Consider the following 15,118-nt stretch of genomic DNA (forward strand, 5'->3'; position numbering starts at 1 on the left):
GAACACCATGAACCAGGCACTGTGGATCGCCAAGACCGGCCTCGACGCGCAGCACACGCGCATGTCGACGGTCTCGAACAACCTGGCCAACGTGAATACCACGGGCTTCAAGAAGGACCGGGCGGTATTCGAGGATCTGATATACCAGACGGTGCGCCAGCCGGGCGCCCAGGCCACCCAGGATCAGCAGCTGCCTTCGGGCCTGCAGATCGGCACCGGCGTGCGCGCCGTCTCCACCGAGAAGATGTTCCAGCAGGGCAACCTGCAGCAGACGGACAACTCGCTGGACATCGCCATCGAGGGGCGCGGCTTCTTCCAGATCCTGCTGCCCGACGGCAACGTCGGCTATACCCGCGACGGCAGCTTCCAGCTGAATTCGGACGGCCAGGTCGTGATGTCCAACGGCTACCCGCTGCAGCCGGGTCTGTTCGTACCGGAGGACACGCAGTCCCTGGCCATCGGCAAGGATGGCACGGTGACCGCGCAGATCCCGGGTCAGGCGGCGCCGGTGGAGCTGGGCAATATCCAGCTGGCGGACTTCGTGAACCCGGCGGGCCTGCAGGCGGTGGGCGAGAACCTGTTCCGCGAGACCGCCGCGTCCGGCGTGGCACAGCAGTCCCTGCCGGGCCTGAACGGGACCGGCACCGTGGTGCAGGGCTCGCTGGAGACCTCGAACGTGAACATCGCCGAGGAGCTGGTGAACATGATCGAGACCCAGCGCGCCTACGAGGTGAACTCCAAGGCGATCTCCGCGGCTGACCAATCGCTGCAGTTCGTCAACCAGACCATCGGGTGATGTGATGACGCGCCTCGGAACCGTTCTCCGCCCGGCCCTGGCCGTGACCGCCGCACTGCTGCTGTCCGCCTGCGCCGCCACGCAAACAACCAAGCCGGACGACAACCCGGAATATCGCCCGGTGATGCCTGCCCAGCCGGTCCCGCAGTCGCAGAACAATGGCGGGATCTACCAGGCGGCGCATTCCCAGGGCCTCTTCGAGGACTACAAGGCGCGCAACGTGGGCGACATCCTCACCGTGATCCTGGCGGAGAGCACCAACGCGCAGAAGTCGGCGTCGACCTCCACGGGCAAGGATTCCAATCTCGACCTGGGGAACCTGTCGGCCTTCGGCCGCGATGCCACCTTCAACGGGCGCCCCCTTTTTGGCGCGAGCAATTCGAGCTCGCGTGACTTCGACGGCTCGGGGGATTCCTCGCAGAGCAACCAGCTCGACGGCGAGATTACCGTGACCGTGGCCGAGGTCCTGCCCAACGGCAACCTGGTCGTGCAGGGCGAGAAGTGGCTGGGGATCAACCAGGGCGAAGAATACGTGCGCTTTCGCGGCATCGTGCGCCCGGTGGACGTGACCACCAACAACACCGTGCTCTCCACGCAGGTCGCCAACGCTCGTGTCTATTACGGCGGTTCCGGCGTGCTGGCGGACAGCAACACCCCCGGCTGGATCACGCGCTTCTTTAACAGCCCGATCTGGCCCTTCTGACGCAGCGTGCGCGCGGCGAGGTACGACATGGACTCGATATCCCTCAAACAACCCGCGAACGACCGCCGGATCGTGGCGCTCGGCGACTGGCGGCGCTTGGCCCTGCTGGTTCTGGTAGCGCTGCTGGTGGCCGGTCCGGGGAGCGCTTCGGTGGCGGCGCAGACCGCCATCCAGCAGCAGGCGGCGATGCAGGAGCGCAGCTACATGGAGCGAGTCAAGGACGTGGCCAGTGTCTCCGGCGTGCGCGAGAACCAGCTGGTCGGGTACGGCCTGGTGGTGGGCCTGGACGGCACGGGGGATCAGACCACCCAAACGCCATTCACCGTGCAGAGCCTGAACAATATGCTCGGCCAGCTCGGGCTGACGCCGGATGCCGGCAACCCGCAGCTGCGCAACGTCGCCGCCGTGATGGTGACGGCCGAACTGCCGCCATTCGCCAAGTCCGGCCAGCGCATCGACGTGACCGTCTCGTCGATGGGCAACGCGACCAGCCTGCGCGGTGGCACGCTGCTGATGACGCCGCTCAAGGGGGCGGACGGGCAGACCTACAGCATCGCCCAGGGCAATCTGGTGGTCGGGGGCTTCGGGGCCGAGGGGACCGATGGTTCGCGCATCACCGTGAACGTGCCGAGTGTCGGCCGGATCCCCAATGGTGCCACAGTGGAACGCGAGGTCCCGACCGCGTTTGCCCAGGGGGATCATGTCACCCTGAATCTGCACCGCCCGGACTTCACTACGGCCAACCGCCTGGTACAGACGGTGAACGATACCTTCGGCCAGGGGGTCGCCCATGCCCTGGATGGATCGTCGGTGCGCGTGCGCGCGCCGTCCAACCCGGATCACCGGGTCGGCTTTGTCGCCGAGCTGGAGCGCCTGCCGATTGAGCGCGGTGCGCCACCGGCGCGGGTGATCGTCAACTCGCGCACCGGGACGGTGGTGATCGGCTCCAGCGTGCAGGTGACCCCGGCCGCCGTCTCGCACGGCAGCCTGACGGTGACGATCAGCGAGGCCCCGCAGGTCGTCCAGCCGGCACCCTTCGGCGCGGGCGAGACAGCGATCCAGCCGGATACCGACATTGCGATCGAGGAGGGCGACAACACCATGTTCCTGTTCGATCCGGGCACCTCGCTGGACGAGATCGTGCGCGCGGTGAATAACGTGGGGGCCGCCCCCGGCGACCTGGTCGCGATCCTGGAGGCCCTTCGCGAAGCCGGCGCGCTACGCGCGGAGCTGGTGGTCATCTGATGATCACCCCGGGTGTCGATACCCAGATGCAGGCCCGCGCGGCCCTGGCCTCGGACCCCAGCGGCCTGCAGGATCTGGCCCGGGGAGCGCGTTCGGGCGATCAGAAGGGCCTGGAGGCCGTCGCCCGCGAGTTCGAGGCGATGCTGATTGGCCAGATGCTCAAGCAGATGCGCGAGGCCTCGCTGGGCGATGGCCTGTTCGACAACGACCAGAGCAAGATGTACCTGGAAATGCAGGACCAGGAATTCGCCAAGGCCATGAGCCAGGGCGATGGCATCGGCCTGCGCGATGCCCTGATGCGCCAGCTCTCCGCGCAGCAACCCGCAGATCCCGAGGCCTTGAATGACCCGGATCGCCAGGCGGCACTCGAACTGCCGCAGCGGCGGTCGGGACTGGATACCCTGCGCGTACTGCAGGGCGATGTGGAGCCCGAGTTGCAGCCGGTGGGGCCGCAGCGCCCCGATGCTGTGGCCCCGCAACCGAGCGCGGGGGCGGCGGCGCCATCACCCATCGCCTGGCCCCCGCGGGACGCCGCCGAGTTTGTGCAGAGCCTGGAGCCCCTGGCGCGGGATGCGGCCGCGGAGCTCGGGGTCGAACCCGGCATCCTGCTGGCGCAGAGTGCCCTGGAGACCGGCTGGGGACAGCACGTGCCGTCGCGCGCCGACGGCCAGCCGAGCTTCAACCTGTTCGGGATCAAGGCGGACAGCCGCTGGAACGGGGATCAGGTCTCCGTGGGCACCCTCGAGTTCCGTGAGGGGGTTGCGCAAAGGGAGCAGGCGCGTTTCCGTGCCTATGCCGATCCGTCAGAGTCGTTCTCCGATTACGTCGAGTTCATTCGTAACAATCCGCGTTACCACCGGGCCCTGCAGGCCGGGGATGACGCACAGTACATTCGCGAGCTGCAGGACGCCGGTTACGCGACGGATCCGGCCTATGCGGACAAGGTCCTGCGCCTGCGCGATCAGTTGGCCGCGCACCAGGGCAGTGGATCGACTCAAGTCGCGGCCGATGCGGCCGTTACCCGTACCGAGGGGTAGAGCATGAAGCAGAAATGGCCCAATCCGGTGGTTGAACGAGCGGTTTCGCGGGAGGCGCGGGCATGAGCGCGTCCGGGATCGGCACCTCGGCCCTGCTGGCCTTCCAGCGCGCGATCGGGACGACCAGCAACAACATCGCGAACTCCGCGACCGAGGGCTACAGCCGGCAACGCACCGAGTTGTCCAACCTGACGCCGCAGTTCCTGGGGGGCAGCTTCCAGGGACAGGGCGTGCAGGTGGACACGGTTCGGCGCATCTCCGACGACTTCGTGAACACCCAGCTGCGCAATTCGATCTCCGATCAGTCGAATGCCGAGCTGAAGGCCTCGCTGGCCGGGCGCATCGACGACCTGCTGGGCAGCTCCAGTTCCGGTCTGACGCCGGTACTGCAGGACTTTTTCGACGCCGGCCAGGATCTGGCCAACGACCCGACGTCCAGTGCCGCGCGCACGGTCTTCCTGACCGAGGCGGAATCCCTGGCTGAGCGTTTTGCCTCCATCGACCGGCGCATCGAGGAGCAGCGCGACATCATTAATGGCCAGATCCGCACCAACGTCGAGGAGATCAACTCCCTGACCGATGCGATCGCCGGGCTCAACCGCGAGATCGTGTCCAAGTCCACGCAGGGCACCCCGAACGACCTGCTGGACCAGCGCGACCGTGTGCTGAACCAGCTGGCGGAGAAGGTCAACGTCCGCATCACCGAGCAGGATGACGGAGCGGTCAACGTCTTCGTCGGCAACGGCCAGGCCCTGGTGCTGGGCGGCAACAACCGCGAGCTGGTCGCCGAGTCGCTCACAGGCGACCCGCGCTCCCCGGACATCGGGCTGGCCACCAGTGGCGACCCGGTGAACATCTCCCGCTTCATCCAGGGCGGCGAGCTGGGTGCGTTGCTGGAGACGCGCACCGGGATCATCGACGAGGCCCAGAACACCCTGGGCCGGCTCGCGATCAGCATCGGGGCGGAATACAACCAGCAGAACAACCTGGGGCTGGATCTGAACGACGAGCTGGGTGCGGATATCTTCGGGATCGGGGATCCGGCGGTGCGCAGTTTTCCGGGGAACAGTCTGAACGCGGTGCCGGGCGTGACCTTTGGTGATACCCGCGACTTGACCACATCGGATTATCGCCTGAGTTACGACGGGTCGGACTACCAGCTCACACGCCTTTCGGATGGTGAAACGACCACGCTGAATCTGGATGGCGACAACGTGGCGGATCCGGTTGACGGACTGGTGATCGATGTCGACGGTCTCGGTGGCGCCGTGGATGGTGACGAATGGCTGATCCAGCCGACCCGGAATGGTGCCCGTGACCTGTCGGTCGAGATGAGCGATCCGGGCGGCATCGCAGCCGCCGCTGCGGTGCGGGCCGATGTGGGTGGAGACAACGCCGGAGATGCAAGCATCGGTTCGGTCCAGGCGGTGGACGCCACTGATCCGGATTTGCTGGCCGATGCGGTGGTGACCTACGACGAGGCGAACCAGGAATTCTCGGTGAATGGGGAAACATTCGCACTGGATCCCGATGGGGTAACAACGATTACCGCCAACGGCTGGGAAATGGAGATCCGTGGCACGCCTGCCGATGGCGATACCTTCGAGGTCAGTAGCAACGAGGGGTATCCCGGCGACAACCGCAACATGCTGGCGATGAACGAGCTGTCGGACGAGCGCCTGGTGGGCGGTGACCGGACCTTCGGGGACGGCTACAACAGCCTGCTGGCGAATGTCGGCACGCGCACCCGGCAGGCCCAGGTCGCGCAGGAGTCCGCCGATGCGCAGCTGGCACAGGCGCGGGCGCAGCGTGAGGCAGTGTCCGGCGTCAATCTGGACGAAGAGGCGGCGGATCTGATCCGCTACCAGCAGGCCTATCAGGCGGCGGCCCAGGTCATCTCGGTCAGCAACTCGCTGTTCGACTCACTGCTCGGCGCCTTCCGCCGCTAGCGCCCACCGGGAGACACGGACATGCGCATCTCGACCACCCAGATCTTCCAGACCGGGATCGACCAGATCCAGCGGGGCCAGACGGAGCTGAACCGGACCTCGCTGCAGATGGGTCGCGGCGAGCGCATCCTGAGCCCCTCCGATGACCCGAGCGGGGCCACCCAGGTCAACCAGTTCGAACGCATCATCCAGGCCACCAAACAGTACCAGCGCAATATCGACAACACCCAACCACGCCTGCAGCAGGAGGAATCGGCCCTGCAAAGCGGGACGGATCTGCTGCAGCGGGCGCGCGAACTGGTGGTGGCCGGCAACAACGATTCCCAGACCAACGAAACCCGCAGCTATCTGGCCGGCGAACTGCGTCAGTTACGAGAGGGCCTGTTCGACATCTCCAACACCAAGGATCCCAACGGCGAATACCTCTTCGCCGGGACGAAGTCCTTGCAGCAGCCCTTCCAGCAGGATGGCACGGGCGCGGTGCGCTATGAGGGGGCCGAGGGTACGGGCAGCGTCCGCGAGGTCGCAATCTCGGCCAACCGCAAGGTGCCGGTGGGCGATACCGGTGCGCGGGTGTTCATGGACATTCCGGAGAACGACGGGCGGGTCGGGGCCGAGGTGCTCAATCGGGAACCCGGCAGTACTCTTGTTGTGGAGCAAACCGGTGTAAGCGACGTTGGTGCACTGGATGAGCGCGACTACACGATTGAATTCTCTGAAGACGCCGGCGGGAACGTCCAGTTTTCCATCACCTATGTAGATGAGAATGGAGATACCCAGTTCGCCGAAGACAATTCCGGGAATTCGATGGAAGATCGGCCTTTTGTGGCCGGTGAGGCGGTCCTTTTTGAGGGGCGGAGTATCACCCTCAGTGGCACACCCCAGGCTGGGGATCAGGTCTTGTCCCGCGCCGCCGAAAACAAGAGCGTGTTCGAGACGCTGGACGCGATTATCGCGGCGCTGGAAGAGGGCGGTGCCAGCGGCACCAGCCGGGCCAATCTTGCGACCGCCAGCAACACGGCACTGGCCGACCTGGATGCGGTGCTGGGCAACTTCAGCGACATCCGGGCCGAGGTCGGCTCGCGGCTGAAGAGCTTCGATCAGCAGAAGGACCTGAACGAGGACCGCCTGGTGGACCTGAACAGCGCGGTTTCCGAGATCCGCGATCTGGACTATGCCGAGGCCATCAGCCGCTTCAACCAGCAGCAGGTGGCCCTTCAGGCCGCGCAGCAGACCTATACCCAGGTGAACCGCCTGTCGCTGTTCGACTTCCTCTGATCCATGCCCCGGCCGTGCGGATCATGGTCGCGCCTTTGTGCGACCATGACGCCATTGTGATCTGCGAGACTCCGGCATGGCCAAGAACAACGAACCCTCCGCGCCCATCCAGTACCGTTCCACCGGGCGGCCCCCGCGCTATCTGATCGTCCTGCTGATCCTGGCTGCGTTGTGGGCCGGTTTCTGGGGCGTAATCCACCTGCAGTCGGGCGAACCCGAGCCGGTGACCCTGAATGTCCAGGAGCAGGCGGAGCTGGAAGCCAAGCTGCGGGCGTTGGGTCCGCGCGATGCGGAGCCCCGCCCCGATAGCGCACCAGGCGATCCGATCATCGATCTCGACGCCGAAGCCGAGCCGCTGGTCCCCGAACTCTACGAGGAACGCGCCGAGGCCCGGGTGGTGCAATTCAGCGAACGCGAGCTGAATGCGCTGATCGCGCAGGACCCGGACCTGGCCGGGCGGGTGGCGATCCGCCTGACGCCGGGACAGGTGAGCACGCGGGTGCGCATCGATGTGCCGCCGGATATCCCCCTTCTGGGCGGACGCGTCCTTAATGTGCGCTCGGGCGTTCGCTTTGGTACGGAAGAGGGCCAGGTGCACGCGCGGCTGGTGGGCGTCAGCGTTGCCGGGATCCCGCTGCCGGATGCCTGGCTTGGCGGGCTCAAGGACGAGGATCTGCTGGGGCTGGAGCCCTTCCAGCAACTGCGCGCCGGCATCGAATCCATCGAGGTGCGCGACGGCGAGCTGGCCCTGGAGCTCGCCCGCTGAGGGAGTGCCTTGTGGAGTCATGCATCCGTCCCCGGGCCGACGGCCTGTTCTGGACGGTGCGCGGGACCTCCCAAGGTCACACGCGATGCCGCCGCGCTGTGTCACCCCGGAAGCCGCGAAGCGGTTATCCGGGATCTGCAACGATGGACTGGGAAAGGCCTGGGGCAGGGAACTGGCGATCCCGGCTCTGCGCTGCGCTCCGGCCGTGATGACGTTTCGGCGCAAGGGCTCTCGGTGAGGCGCGGTTTGGAATCGCCTCGCGGCACCTTGCGGCAGGTGCCGTGGGTTACCGGGCGGGGCCGACGCGCAGGGTTTCGGCACCAAGGGCCTGCAGGCGGCCGCGTACGCTGAGGCTCAGGGTGGAGTGCCCGGCCTCTAGCGCCGGCTGGCTGGCGGATTCGTCCATCGCCCGCATGGCCATCATCGGCTGCGGGCCATTGTAGGCTTCAGCCGGCAGTTCCACTTCCAGAACGCGCAGGTGGGTGGCGCCCAGTGAGCGCGCGATGACGCGCGCCTGATCCTTCAGGTCGTCCATGGCCTCTTCGATCATGGCCTCGCGGTGTTCCTCGCGGGCCTCGGGGCTCAGGGAAAAACGGATCTGACTCACCGTGAGGTCGTGCCGCTGGAGGGTGCCTACCAGTTCGCCCAGGCGGTCGAAGTCGCCGCTGGTCAGTTCCAGGTTCTGCTGGACCTGCCAGGCGTTGATGCGGCTGCGGTCGTCGGCGTCGTAGATAGGGCGGGTCGAATAGCCAATGGTGCGGGCCTCGACGGCATCGTGTTCGCCCGCGCGTTCCAGGGCCGCCTCCATGTTCCGGTTGACGGTAGCCGCGGCTGTGGCAGCCTCCGGGGCGCGCGCCTCGGTCTGCATCTGTACGGTCATGTGATCGTTGGCGACCTGCCGTTCGGTCTTGCCGGTCAGGGAAAGCGTCGTGGCGCCATCGCTGCCAACAGCGGTCCCGGGGATCGCCAGTGCAAGTACGGCGAGGCCGGCGACGAGCCAGGATGTCCGGTGGGCAAGCGGGATGTGGTTCGGTCGCATGGGTGTTTCCTTAGAGGTCGCGGGCCAGGCGGATGCCGGCGAATACGTGGCGTTTATCGGGAGTGAAGAAATTGCGCAGGGTCGTCCGGGTGAGCAGCGGGTCGCTCCAGGCACTGCCGCCGCGCAGGACGTAGTGCTTCCCGTCGAACCAGGGCAGGGAGTATTCATCATAGGGGTAGGGCCGGAAACCCGGGTAGGGTTGAAAGGGGTTCGCACACCATTCCCAGACCTGCCCTGTACCGGCTAGCCAACCGGCCTGCGCGGCATGCTCCCACTCGTGTTCGTGGGGCAGGCGGGCGCCAACCCAGCGCGCGTAGGCCGTGGCCTCGAACCAGGAGAGGCCGACGGCGGGTGCCCGGGGCTCGAGCCGCTGGGTGCCGCCCGGCAGGGTCTGGACTCGTGTGCCGTCGGACCGGCGCCCCCAGCCCAGCGGGGCGGTGACCCCCGTCTGTTCCAGCCACGCCCGGCCGGATTCGTCCCAGTGAGGGCCGGGGTGATATCCGTCGGCCTCGATGAAGGCCGCGACCTCGGCGTTGGTGACGGGGTGTGCACGGATGGCGTGGGGCGCGAGCCGCACGGTGTGTCGGCCGCGCTCGTTGTCGAAGGCGGTGATGGAATCGCTGCCGGCGATGTGTTCGCCCCCCGGGCACTCGATCCAGTCGTTGCAAGGCCGGTGCGCGGTCTCGGAGGTTTGTACAGGGCCGGCTTCGGGGTGTTGCAGGCGGGCAAACCAGCGCACCTGTTCGAGACTCTCCAGATGCATCGCGTGGTGCTGCGCGAGGAAACCGGTCAGGTAGTCGTTTTCAAGCAGGGGATGGCGGCGCACCTCCGGGTGGGCGTGCAAAAGCTCCAGGTGGTGCTGCTGACACGCCCGGCCCCACTCGAGCAGCGAGTGGCGGGGTGGGAGGCGCCCGCCGCGGCGCCATTTCGGGCTTTGCTCCGGGAAATACAGGTCGTGCCAATCCCGCCGTGCGAGCGGCGGCTCACCCAAAATCCGTTCGTGCAGCCAGACTGCCTCGATGAAATGGCAATGGGCGTAATGCCAACCTATGGGGCTGAGGTCCGGGTGGTACTGATTGCGCCACTCGTGTTCCGGGGTGGCGAGAAGCGCCGCGTTCAGGCGGTCGTGCTGGACGGACAGGCACTCCACGAGGTCCGGTTCGGACGCGTTCGATAGCGGATGGACGGCGTTCATATCCGGTGGAGCGCGTTACAAGGCCAGGAGTTCCGGCGGTTCGTCGGGATCCAGGATCAGCAGGTGGCCGGATGGCACCGGGCGCCAGCGCTCGCGATCCGTCAGCGGTTCCGATGCCACGACTACGCTGTCCTCGGGGAATGTCTCGTCATCGGTGGTGTAGTAGAGGCTGGGGCAGGGCGCGTTGATCGCGTGGCGGCTGGCGATGATGCGGCGCCCGTCGGACAGGATCACGTTCAGCAGGGCGGTATCCGTGCCCAGCCAGGCCTCGATGGTCGAGAACGCCTCGCCGAGGGCGCCTTCCAGCGTGGCGTTCTCGTCATCGGCCAGGTACTGCCGCACCAGCGCGAACAGGTGTTCCGAGTCGGTTGTGCCCTCGATGCTGGCTTCGATCTCGTGGCTGAGGATGTTCTGGATCTGGCGCCGCACATCCGGCCGGAAGCGGCTGATCAGGCCGTTATGGCTGTACAGCAGGCCGTCCCGAGCGAACGGCTGGGCATTAACCGAGTCGCCCCCGAAGCCGGGGGTTGCGCTGCGGATGGCCGCAATCCAGAGGGGCTGGGTCATGTCGCTGGCCAGATCTTCCAGATTGGGATCCTGCCAGAGCGGGTCGGCTCGGCGGTAATGGCGCGCCATGCCCCCGGCCCCGAACCAGCCGAAGCCGAAGCCATCGGCATTGACCCGCGCGTACACCAGTTCCTGGGGCGCCATGGCCTGTTCGATCAGGTTGTGGGGGGGATCCAGGATCAGGCTGCGCAGCGTGATCGGAGGACCCAGATAAGCGAGGTGTCGGCACATTGATCCGGGCTTCCCTGGGGGCAGTTGGGACGTCGGTGGTTTCATGCTAGCGTGCCGCAAACCCTCTTGATACGGAAGCCCGCATGTCCGCCGACGCCTGCGTTGTACCCGTTTCCTCCCGTTACAGCCGCCGGGTGGTGGAAGAACGCGATGCCCACGCCGAGTTACTGGCCGATTTTCGCGCGGGGATGCTCGAGCCGCCGCGATCCCTGCCGCCGAAGTACTTCTACGATGCACGGGGTTCGCAGCTGTTCGATGCGATTTGCGACACGCCGGAATACTACCCGACCCGCCTGGAGGCCGAGCTCCTGGAGCACCATGCCGATGCGATCGTGGAGGCATCCGGCGCCCGGACGCTGTTCGAGCTGGGCAGCGGGACCTCGCGCAAGACCGAATACCTGCTGGCCGCCCTGGAGCGGCGCGTGGCGGCGCCCCATTACGTCGCTAATGACGTGTGTGGCGAGATCCTGGACGAGGCGGGCGAGCGGCTCTTGCAGCGCTTCGATCAACTGCGGGTGGACAGTCTGTGCGGCGACTATGCGGCGGCCCTGGGCCACCTGGGCGAGGTCTCCGGCGCGCGCGGCGACGGTCCCCGACTGTTCGCCTTTCTCGGCAGCAGTCTGGGGAATTTCGAGGACCCAGAGGCCGCCGCCCTGCTGACCCGGATCCGCGCGACCATGAATGCGGAGGATCGCCTGTTGCTGGGGCTGGACCGGGTCAAGCCGCGTCCGGTGCTGGAGGCGGCCTACAACGATGCGGCGGGGGTCACCGCGGCGTTCAATCTGAATCTGCTGTCGGTGCTGAATACCGAGCTGGGGGCGGATTTCGACCCCGAGGGGTTCGATCACCGCGCGCCCTTCGTGGAAGAGCATTCGCGGATCGAGATGCACCTGGTGGCGCGTCGCGACCAGGTCGTGCAGGTCTCGGAGCCCGAGGCTCGCCTGGAGATCGCGGCAGGCGAGATTATCCGCACCGAGATATCGCGCAAGTTCAGCCGCGAGGCGGTCGATGGTCTGGTGGCGGCGGCGGGGCTGGAACACGAGGCCGAGTGGTCGGCGCCCGAGGCGTGGTACTCCCTGTTTCTGCTGCGGCCCGGGGCGGCCTGATCGGCATGCGGGAACCGCGGCTGGTGCTGGTGCGGCATGCCCAGGCCGGTAATCCCGGCGACTGGGACGGGGCCGATCGTGACCGGCCGCTGACCGCAAAGGGACAGGTCAGCGCGGTGCGCATGGCCCAGGCGCTGGGCGATCTGCTGCCGGCTTCCGTGGAGCTTCTGTGCAGCCCCTATCTGCGCGCCCGGCAGACGGCGATCCCCCTTTCCCAGGCGCTGGATGTACCGGTGCGACAGAAGAAATGGCTCGCTCCGGGACAACCCGCCGGGCTGGAGGTCGAGGCCCTGGCCCGGAACCTGCCGGCGAACGGCGGGTTGGTGCTGGTGGGCCACGAGCCCGACCTGTCGCTCCTGGCCAGCTGCTTGCTGGGCGCGCCCGGAGGGCGGAGTCTGGTGCATATGGGCAAGGGCGATGCCTGCGGGCTGGCGGGTTCGCTGCCGGGACCGATGCGCCTTGTCTGGCACCTCCCGCGGCGGGTCCTCGAACGGCTGGCCGATGGGGAGGCGCATTAGGCATGCAGGAGGCTCACCATACGGAGACGGTTGCGGCCGTCGATCTGGGATCCAACAGCTTTCACATGATTGTGGCTCGGCGCCAGGATGGCGAGGTCCTGAAGGTGGACCGGCTCAAGGAGATGGTGCGGCTTGCCAGCGGCCTCGACGATCAGGGACAGCTGGATCCGGAGGTCGCCCAGCGGGCTTTGGACTGCCTGGATCGTTTCGGCCAGCGGCTGCGTCAGCTGCCGCGCGGTCATGTGCGGGTCGTTGGGACCAACACGCTGCGCCAGATGCATGACAGCCGGGCCTTTCTGCGGTCGGCGGAGCACGCCCTCGGACATCCGGTGGAGATCATCGCCGGGCGCGAGGAGGCACGGCTGATCTACCTCGGCGTGGCCCACACGCTGGCGGATGACAGTGGCCGGCGCCTGGTGATGGATATCGGCGGCGGCAGCACCGAGTTCATTATTGGGGAACGCTTCGAGCCGGTCCTGGCCGAGAGCCTCGAGATGGGGTGTGTGACCTTTACCCGGCGCTTCTTCGCCGACGGCAAGCTGAGTCGCAAGGCCTTCGATGCCGCCCGGCTGCGAGCGGAGCAGGAACTGCAGCCGATTGCCAGCGCCTACCGGGCCGAGGGATGGGATCAGGCACTCGGGGCCTCGGGCACGATCCTCGCGCTGGACCGCATGGTGCAGGAGTCGGGCCTGGACCCGGCGCCGGGCATGGACCGGCAGGCCCTCGAGCGGCTGCGGGACGCACTGATCGAGCAGGGCTCGATCGACGGGCTGGAGTTCCCCGGCCTGGCGGCAGAGCGGGCGCCGGTCATCGCCGGCGGACTGGCGGTCCTGCTGGGCGTGTTCGAGGCGCTGGGCATCGAGCGCCTGCATCCCTCCGACGGGGCGCTGCGCGAGGGAGTGGTGCATGACCTGCTGGGTCGCTTCCGGCACGAGGACGTGCGCGGGCGCACCATTCATCATCTGCGCCGGCGCTTTGCGGTGGACCCGGCCCAGGCCGAGCGCGTCCAGGCCACGGTGGCACGCCTGGTCACCGCGGTGCGCGCGGCCTGGGGGCTGGACGGGGACGACGCCGAGCGTCTGGACTGGGCTGCCGAGCTGCACGAGATCGGCCTCGCCCTGGCCCACAGCAAGTACCACAAGCACGGTGAATACATCCTCACATGGGCCGACCTGCCCGGGTTCTCGCAGCCGGAGCAGGCGGAGCTTGCACTGCTGGTACGCCTGCACCGGCGGAGCCTGAAACCCAAGCTTCTGGGCGATGTGCGTGAGGATCGTGCGGGCGCCTTCCGGTATATGGCGGTGCTGTTGCGCCTGGCCGTGCTGCTGCATCGCTCGCGGGCACCCGATCCGGTGCCGCTGGAGCGTATCGAGGCGACGACGGACGGCCTCGCACTGAGCTTTGCGACGGGATGGCTGGATGCCCATCCCCTGACACGGGCCGACCTCGACGCCGAGCGCGAGGAATGGGCCCGCCACGCACTGCAACTCGAGTACGCCTGACGGCGGATTCGGAAAGGATGGATGCAATGCTGACGCTGGTGGTCTGGATCTAGGGCAACACTGATTAATGTGCACGCTCGCGTTGGCATCCCAGGTTCCCCGATCCTGCGTTGCGCCACTTGCGGGTAGAACCACTACCCGCTGCGCGACGCGCCTTGTCTCGGAGAACCTGGGATGCCAACGCGAGCGTGCACATTAATCAGTGTTGCCCTAGGTGCTGTCGGTGCCGTTGTGGATCGGCATCTGGTGGTCGGCTACGGGGTTCCGGTTGATGCGGCACAACCGGTTGCTGGCACTGCCCTTCCTGCTCAGTCTGGTGTATGTGGTCGGAAACGCCCTGCTGGTGGCCATGTTCGGCGGGCTCAGCGAAGCCACCTACGAGGAGGGCCGGTACGTGTTCATCACCGACCGGGCCATGATCGCGGTTCAGGCGACGGCGAGTGTGCTGATCGTGGCCACCATTGTGTACGGCCTGAGCATCCGGCGGGTACCGGTGCACTTCATCCGTTTCATGGTGTATGCATTCGTGGCGTTGCTGGGGGTGATGGCGCCGATCCTGTGGATTCCGGCGCAGGAGGCGGAGTTCTTCTTTGTGCTCCGCCATGTGCAGTCGATCGGACTGAACTTCGGGCTGTTCCTCTGCGTGGCCGGGATCGTGGTGCTGTTGCAGGACCTGCTGCGTCATGGCGACGCCGAGGTCACCCTGCTGGGCGGACTGCATGATGTGCCGCGCTCCGAGCGTCAAAGTGAAGCGGATACAGAAAACCGCGGGAGCTGAGGCGCTTACCGGGTGTGTTGTGAACGGGTAGGGAACCCAGCGACCAGTAGTGTGCTGAGTTATGTGCAGAAGCTGGCAGGAGGTGAGCGGCCATGGTATTCGGGTTGGTTAGCGACCACCGGAACCCCTCAAGGAGGGCGAGACCATGACCACTCACAAGAGCCAGGCTACTGCGGATCGCACGTCACTGCGAGCGCTTTTGGGGACAGACGAGGAACTGATGCGCACGCTGGTGCGCGAGGCGGTCCAGCAGGTTCTGGAAGCCGAGATGAGCGACCAGCTCCAGGCGGCACCGGGCGAGCGCACCGAGGGCCGCCTGGGCTACCGAGCCGGGTACTACCCGCGCACCCTGATCACGCGCGTGGGCAAGCTGGAGTTGCGGGTCCCCCGGGACCGCAACGGCCAGTT

15 protein-coding genes are annotated in these 15,118 nt (G+C 66.9%); 12 read left to right on the plus strand and 3 right to left on the minus strand.

What is annotated here, in order from left to right:
* Positions 1-7: 7 nt before the first annotated feature.
* From flgG to H609_RS0109425, 7 genes are all read left to right on the plus strand, one after another.
* On the plus strand, positions 8-796 hold the full coding sequence (flgG, locus tag H609_RS0109395; RefSeq protein WP_018873722.1) for a flagellar basal-body rod protein FlgG: 789 nt from the start codon (positions 8-10) through the stop codon (positions 794-796).
* 4 nt (positions 797-800) lie between these two features.
* Positions 801-1,499, plus strand: coding sequence for a flagellar basal body L-ring protein FlgH (flgH, locus tag H609_RS0109400; RefSeq protein ID WP_018867337.1), 699 nt, complete (start codon positions 801-803; stop codon positions 1,497-1,499).
* A gap of 27 nt (positions 1,500-1,526) precedes the next feature.
* Complete coding sequence (locus H609_RS0109405; RefSeq protein WP_018867338.1) at positions 1,527-2,744, plus strand: flagellar basal body P-ring protein FlgI; 1,218 nt, start codon at positions 1,527-1,529, stop codon at positions 2,742-2,744.
* Positions 2,744-3,781, plus strand: coding sequence for a flagellar assembly peptidoglycan hydrolase FlgJ (flgJ, locus tag H609_RS0109410; protein WP_028484821.1), 1,038 nt, complete (start codon positions 2,744-2,746; stop codon positions 3,779-3,781). The genes H609_RS0109405 and flgJ overlap by 1 nt, the downstream gene beginning before the upstream one ends.
* Before the next feature lie 62 nt (positions 3,782-3,843).
* Positions 3,844-5,730 carry a flagellar hook-associated protein FlgK gene (gene flgK, locus H609_RS0109415; protein ID WP_028484822.1) on the plus strand — a complete coding sequence of 629 codons (1,887 nt, stop codon included), beginning with the start codon at positions 3,844-3,846 and terminating at the stop codon, positions 5,728-5,730.
* Between the two features lie 21 nt (positions 5,731-5,751).
* Positions 5,752-7,008, plus strand: coding sequence for a flagellar hook-associated protein FlgL (flgL, locus tag H609_RS0109420; protein ID WP_028484823.1), 1,257 nt, complete (start codon positions 5,752-5,754; stop codon positions 7,006-7,008).
* A 76-nt stretch (positions 7,009-7,084) separates the two neighbouring features.
* Positions 7,085-7,774, plus strand: a complete 690-nt coding sequence (locus H609_RS0109425) for a hypothetical protein (protein WP_018877823.1) — start codon at positions 7,085-7,087, stop codon at positions 7,772-7,774.
* Positions 7,775-8,060: 286 nt separating this feature from the next.
* Here H609_RS0109425 and H609_RS0109430 read toward each other — a convergent pair whose 3' ends face one another.
* The 3 genes from H609_RS0109430 to egtC are packed head-to-tail and all read right to left on the minus strand — an operon-like array spanning position 8,061 to position 10,806.
* Positions 8,061-8,813: an SIMPL domain-containing protein gene (locus H609_RS0109430; RefSeq protein WP_028484824.1), complete on the minus strand. Its 753-nt coding sequence runs from the start codon at positions 8,811-8,813 to the stop codon at positions 8,061-8,063.
* A 10-nt stretch (positions 8,814-8,823) separates the two neighbouring features.
* The gene (locus H609_RS0109435; RefSeq protein ID WP_028484825.1) at positions 8,824-10,008 is read right to left on the minus strand and encodes an SUMF1/EgtB/PvdO family nonheme iron enzyme; all 1,185 of its coding nucleotides are present in this window, start codon (positions 10,006-10,008) and stop codon (positions 8,824-8,826) included.
* Positions 10,009-10,023: 15 nt separating this feature from the next.
* A complete protein-coding gene (egtC, locus tag H609_RS0109440) occupies positions 10,024-10,806 on the minus strand; it encodes an ergothioneine biosynthesis protein EgtC (protein WP_018867345.1) in 783 nt (260 codons plus the stop codon).
* A gap of 83 nt (positions 10,807-10,889) precedes the next feature.
* Between egtC and egtD the strand changes: the two genes are divergently transcribed.
* From egtD to H609_RS0109465, 5 genes are all read left to right on the plus strand, one after another.
* On the plus strand, positions 10,890-11,912 hold the full coding sequence (egtD, locus tag H609_RS0109445) for an L-histidine N(alpha)-methyltransferase (RefSeq protein ID WP_028484826.1): 1,023 nt from the start codon (positions 10,890-10,892) through the stop codon (positions 11,910-11,912).
* 5 nt (positions 11,913-11,917) lie between these two features.
* Complete coding sequence (locus tag H609_RS0109450; protein WP_028484827.1) at positions 11,918-12,430, plus strand: histidine phosphatase family protein; 513 nt, start codon at positions 11,918-11,920, stop codon at positions 12,428-12,430.
* A gap of 2 nt (positions 12,431-12,432) precedes the next feature.
* Entirely contained in the window at positions 12,433-13,932 is a 1,500-nt protein-coding gene (gene ppx, locus H609_RS0109455; RefSeq protein ID WP_028484828.1) for an exopolyphosphatase, read from the plus strand.
* A gap of 271 nt (positions 13,933-14,203) precedes the next feature.
* Complete coding sequence (locus H609_RS0109460) at positions 14,204-14,710, plus strand: hypothetical protein (RefSeq protein ID WP_231369974.1); 507 nt, start codon at positions 14,204-14,206, stop codon at positions 14,708-14,710.
* Positions 14,711-14,855: 145 nt separating this feature from the next.
* Positions 14,856-15,118: transposase (locus tag H609_RS0109465; protein WP_026332120.1), on the plus strand; the 263-nt coding region annotated here is incomplete at its 3' end.

It is taken from the genome of Thioalkalivibrio sp. ALE17, assembly GCF_000425605.1.
In the GTDB taxonomy this organism is placed as follows: domain Bacteria; phylum Pseudomonadota; class Gammaproteobacteria; order Ectothiorhodospirales; family Ectothiorhodospiraceae; genus Thioalkalivibrio.

Coding starts and splice junctions, on each gene's coding strand:
- flgH (WP_018867337.1), top strand. CDS start 801: ATGACGCGCCTCGGAACCGTTCTCCGCCCGGCCCTGGCCGTGACCGCC.
- H609_RS0109425 (WP_018877823.1), top strand. CDS start 7,085: ATGGCCAAGAACAACGAACCCTCCGCGCCCATCCAGTACCGTTCCACC.
- flgL (WP_028484823.1), top strand. CDS start 5,752: ATGCGCATCTCGACCACCCAGATCTTCCAGACCGGGATCGACCAGATC.
- flgJ (WP_028484821.1), top strand. CDS start 2,744: ATGATCACCCCGGGTGTCGATACCCAGATGCAGGCCCGCGCGGCCCTG.
- egtD (WP_028484826.1), top strand. CDS start 10,890: ATGTCCGCCGACGCCTGCGTTGTACCCGTTTCCTCCCGTTACAGCCGC.
- flgK (WP_028484822.1), top strand. CDS start 3,844: ATGAGCGCGTCCGGGATCGGCACCTCGGCCCTGCTGGCCTTCCAGCGC.
- H609_RS0109450 (WP_028484827.1), top strand. CDS start 11,918: ATGCGGGAACCGCGGCTGGTGCTGGTGCGGCATGCCCAGGCCGGTAAT.
- flgG (WP_018873722.1), top strand. CDS start 8: ATGAACCAGGCACTGTGGATCGCCAAGACCGGCCTCGACGCGCAGCAC.
- H609_RS0109430 (WP_028484824.1), bottom strand. CDS start 8,813: ATGCGACCGAACCACATCCCGCTTGCCCACCGGACATCCTGGCTCGTC.
- H609_RS0109460 (WP_231369974.1), top strand. CDS start 14,204: ATGCGGCACAACCGGTTGCTGGCACTGCCCTTCCTGCTCAGTCTGGTG.
- egtC (WP_018867345.1), bottom strand. CDS start 10,806: ATGTGCCGACACCTCGCTTATCTGGGTCCTCCGATCACGCTGCGCAGC.
- H609_RS0109405 (WP_018867338.1), top strand. CDS start 1,527: ATGGACTCGATATCCCTCAAACAACCCGCGAACGACCGCCGGATCGTG.
- ppx (WP_028484828.1), top strand. CDS start 12,433: ATGCAGGAGGCTCACCATACGGAGACGGTTGCGGCCGTCGATCTGGGA.
- H609_RS0109435 (WP_028484825.1), bottom strand. CDS start 10,008: ATGAACGCCGTCCATCCGCTATCGAACGCGTCCGAACCGGACCTCGTG.